This is a genomic window from Kitasatospora sp. NPDC059722, assembly GCF_042733235.1.
Taxonomy (GTDB): Bacteria; Actinomycetota; Actinomycetes; order Streptomycetales; family Streptomycetaceae; genus Kitasatospora.
In genome coordinates this window covers 143479-147102 of record NZ_JBHWGD010000017.1, presented here as the reverse complement: position 1 = coordinate 147102, position 3624 = coordinate 143479, and the positions used below count along the sequence as shown (strand labels likewise).

General features: G+C 71.1%; 2 protein-coding genes. Both read left to right on the top strand.

All coding sequences use genetic code 11. The annotated features are described in order from the left end of the window. Positions 1 to 3248 (top strand): polymorphic toxin-type HINT domain-containing protein (locus ACFV4F_RS14450; protein ID WP_380502441.1); only part of this gene is annotated, 3248 nt, incomplete at its 5' end. Positions 3249 to 3251: 3 nt separating this feature from the next. After that, a complete protein-coding gene (locus tag ACFV4F_RS14445; RefSeq protein WP_380443377.1) occupies positions 3252 to 3527 on the top strand; it encodes a hypothetical protein in 276 nt (91 codons plus the stop codon). Positions 3528 to 3624 lie beyond the last annotated feature (97 nt).

Below are 3624 nucleotides of genomic sequence, written 5' to 3'. Positions count from 1 at the left end.
GCCTGGCCGCCGCCCGCGCCCGCAGCGCCGCCGCCGAGGCCACCCGCGCCGCCAACGCCACCGTCGCGATCGCGGCCCAGGCCGCCGCCGCGGCCGGCGACGCCCAGCGCGCAGCCAACGACGCGGCCGCGCACGCCGAAGCGGCCGCCACCGCGGCCGAGCAGGCCCGCCAGCACGCCAGTGACGCCTCGAACTGGGCCAACGTCGCGAAGGCCGCCGCCACCGCGGCCGACGCCGACGCCACCTCGGCCGACAACTCCGCCAAGCAGGCGCACAAGGTCACCGACATCGCCCGCGCCTCCGACCAGGAGCGCCTGGACGAGCAGCAGGCCGTCGAGATGGCCGCCGCCGACGAGGCCTCCCGCGAGGCCGACCTCAAGGCGAGGACCGCGGCCTGGGAGTCCGGCAAGGTCACCCAGTTCGCCGCCGACACCGACCAGCTGATCAAGGACGCCACCGCGTCCGGCGTCGACGCGAAGACCGCCGTCCTCAAGGGCCGTCAGGCCGCGCTGCGCCTGCTGGACGCCGGCGGTCCGTGGACCAAGGCCGCCGCCCAGACGGCCCTGGAGGGTGACGACAGCGCCGTCCAGGCGTTCCTGAGCAGCACGCTGTCCGTCGCCCGCGACCGGGACGACCGCACCAGCGTCATGGCCATCGCCCAGGCGCCGGGCAAGCTGGAGAAGCGCCTGGCCGCGGAGACCGCCTCGGTCGGCACCGCCGACCAGGTGCGCGCGTTCCTCGCCACCGGCCAGTACCCGGGCAAGGACGACGACGACCGCGTCGCCCTCTCCCAGATCATGGCCAACGGCGGCCCCGGCGTGAAGGCCGAGGCCGGCAAGGCCCTGGACGGCACGATCGACGACGTCCGCGCCTTCCTGACGGTCGGCCAGTTCAAGGCCCGCGACGACGACAACCGCGTCCTGGTCACCCAGGCCCTGGCCAGTGGCGGTCCCGAGGTCAAGGCGGCCGCCCAGGCCGTCCTGTCCGGACCCGCCGACCGGCTCGTGCCGTTCCTGCAGACCGGGATCCTGAAGGCCCAGCAGCGCGACGCCGTCACGGCCGCCCACGTGGCGACCATCGCGGCCTACCTCGCCACCATCGACGGCTCGGTCGCCCAGGCGCGCCAGTACGCGGCCCAGGCCGGGCAGTCCTACGCCACCGCCAGCAACCTGGCCGACCAGGCGGCGGGCTACGCCAACCAGGCCAGCCAGTCCGCGCAGGCCGCCCAGGGCTTCGCCAACCAGGCCGCGCAGTCGGCCCAGGCCGCCCAGGCCAGCGCCCAGCAGGCCGCCCAGTACGCCCAGCAGGCCCAGGCGTCGGCGGCCTCCGCCAACGCCGCGGCCCGCAGCGCCGGCGTCTCCGCGGCCGCGGCCACCGGCTACGCCGCCCAGGCCCAGCAGTACGCGGCCACCGCGAAGGCGGCGTCCGACCAGGCCCAGGCCAGCGCCGCGGCCGCCCAGCAGAGCGCCGCCGAGGCCGCCAAGGCCGCCGCCGACGCCCAGGCCGCCGTCTTCCAGAAGCAGCAGGCCGAGGCGGCCAACGCCCAGGTCCCGGCCGGCACTGCCGGCACCGACGGAAGCGGTGTCAGTGGAGACCGGGCCTACTACATCGAGGTCGTCCCGCACGACGATGTGAAGCAGGAGATCGTCAAGGACGACATGTCCAAGTGCATCACCGACGACCCCGGCACCATCGGCGGGTGGCTCTTCGGTGACTCCAAGACCTGGCACAACAACGCCGCCGGGCAGCAGGTCTGCACCGTCCCGGTGAAGGTCAAGGTCACGGGCACCGTCGACTACGTCATGCGCACCTGCCCCGAGGCCGGGCTCAGCCTCGACGCCTGCAAGGGCAAGTACAGCGTCTGGGACACCGTCGTCCTCAACACCACGACGCTCGACGGCAAGACCGCGTACGACTCCACCATCGAGCTCAGCTACTCCGAGTACGCCCAGCACTACAAGGTCTACTGCGGTCCGGAAGGCGGGTGCGCGACCGGGGACAGCTCCAGGCTGCTCCTCCACCTGCTGACCGACGACTTCGTCAAGTGCTTCAACAACCCCGGCCTGAACGCCTCCTGCGCCTGGGCGGCGGCGACCTTCGCCCCCGTCGGCAAGCTCGCCGAAGCCGGCAAGGGCATCATCGCCTTCCGCTTCGCCCTCGAGACCGGCGTCGGCATCGAGGACGCCAAGCTCGCCCTCCAGGCGACGCTCAACGGCTACAGCCAGGCCACGATCAACAGCCTGACCAGCGTGGCCGACGCCGTCACCAAGTTCCGCGGGACCCTGAAGGACGGCGTCGGCACCGAGGCGGCCCTCGCGGCCCTGCGCAACAACCCCAACGCCGACCGCGCCCTCATCCAACGACTGGAGCTCGAGGCCAAGCTCGGGGACGCCGCACGTACGGCATGCCGCGTCAACAGCTTCCCGGCCGGCACCATGGTGGTCATGGGGGACGGCGGGACCCGACCGATCGAGACCCTGCGCACGGGTGACACCGTGCTCGCGGCAGACCCTGTCGCGGGCACCAGCGGCCCGCGTACGGTGACCGCCACCATCCGCACCCCGGACGACCGCGAGTTCACCGAACTGACGGTCCGCCACACCGACGGCAGCTCTGGTGCCGTCACCGCGACCGATCACCACCCGTTCTGGGTCGAGTCGACCCGGACCTGGACCGATGCGGCCGCCGTCCACCCCGGTGACACCCTGCGCACCGACACCGGGGCTGCCGTCCAGGTCTCCTCCGTCCGGCACTGGACCGGACTCGAGCCCGCGTACAACCTGACCGTCAAGGACCTCCACACCTACTTCGTGCTGGCCGGAAACGCCCCGGTCCTGGTGCACAACACCCTTCCCTGCGACAGCTTCACCGGGATCTACGCCGGCGGCAGCACCGTCCTCGCCGAGCTCAAGGACGGAAAGCTGACCATGGCGATCGAGAAGGGCGCGGACGAGAGCATCGCCGTGCCCGGTGGCAAGATGTTCGAGGATGTCATGGCCCATTTCGGCGCCGACAACGTCGCGGCTTTCGAGGCGAAGTGGGTTCCCTCCATGCCGACCAACCTCGATGCGTTCAACGCCAACCTCCTGAAGGGGATGTCCATGGAGGATGCCGCCCGGAACACCTTCACCGGCTACATGTGCTCCAAGTACGGGTTGACGGAGGTCAATGTGAACGAGGCCGCCCTCAAGGGCGTAAAGGGGAGCTACACCAACGCGGAACCGATCTTCTCCAGGCCGAAGGGGTGAGTCGTGTCGGCGGAAAAGCATGAGCTCGAAGAGCTCGTGGCCGGGGGTGCGCCCTTCATGGACGTGCTCGAGTTCGTCAGGACATCACTGCCGGACGAGCTGACACCGGTTCGCTTCCTCTTGGCCGTGCAGGACGAACTCGGCATCTCGTTCACCGAGACCCGGACGGTGCTGGAGTTCTTCGACCCTCAGCTGCAGCCTCTCGTGGATCTGAAGGAAATCGACGGCCGCTGGAACGAGATCGTCCAGCGGTGGGCTTCAAAGGGAACACGGGCATGACGTCGACATCGCTCGTGCTTCCTTGAGCATCTGACGGCCTGAGCAGGCCGACCACCTTCGGGCGCGCAGCCGGTGCGGATCACGCACCGGCCATTCA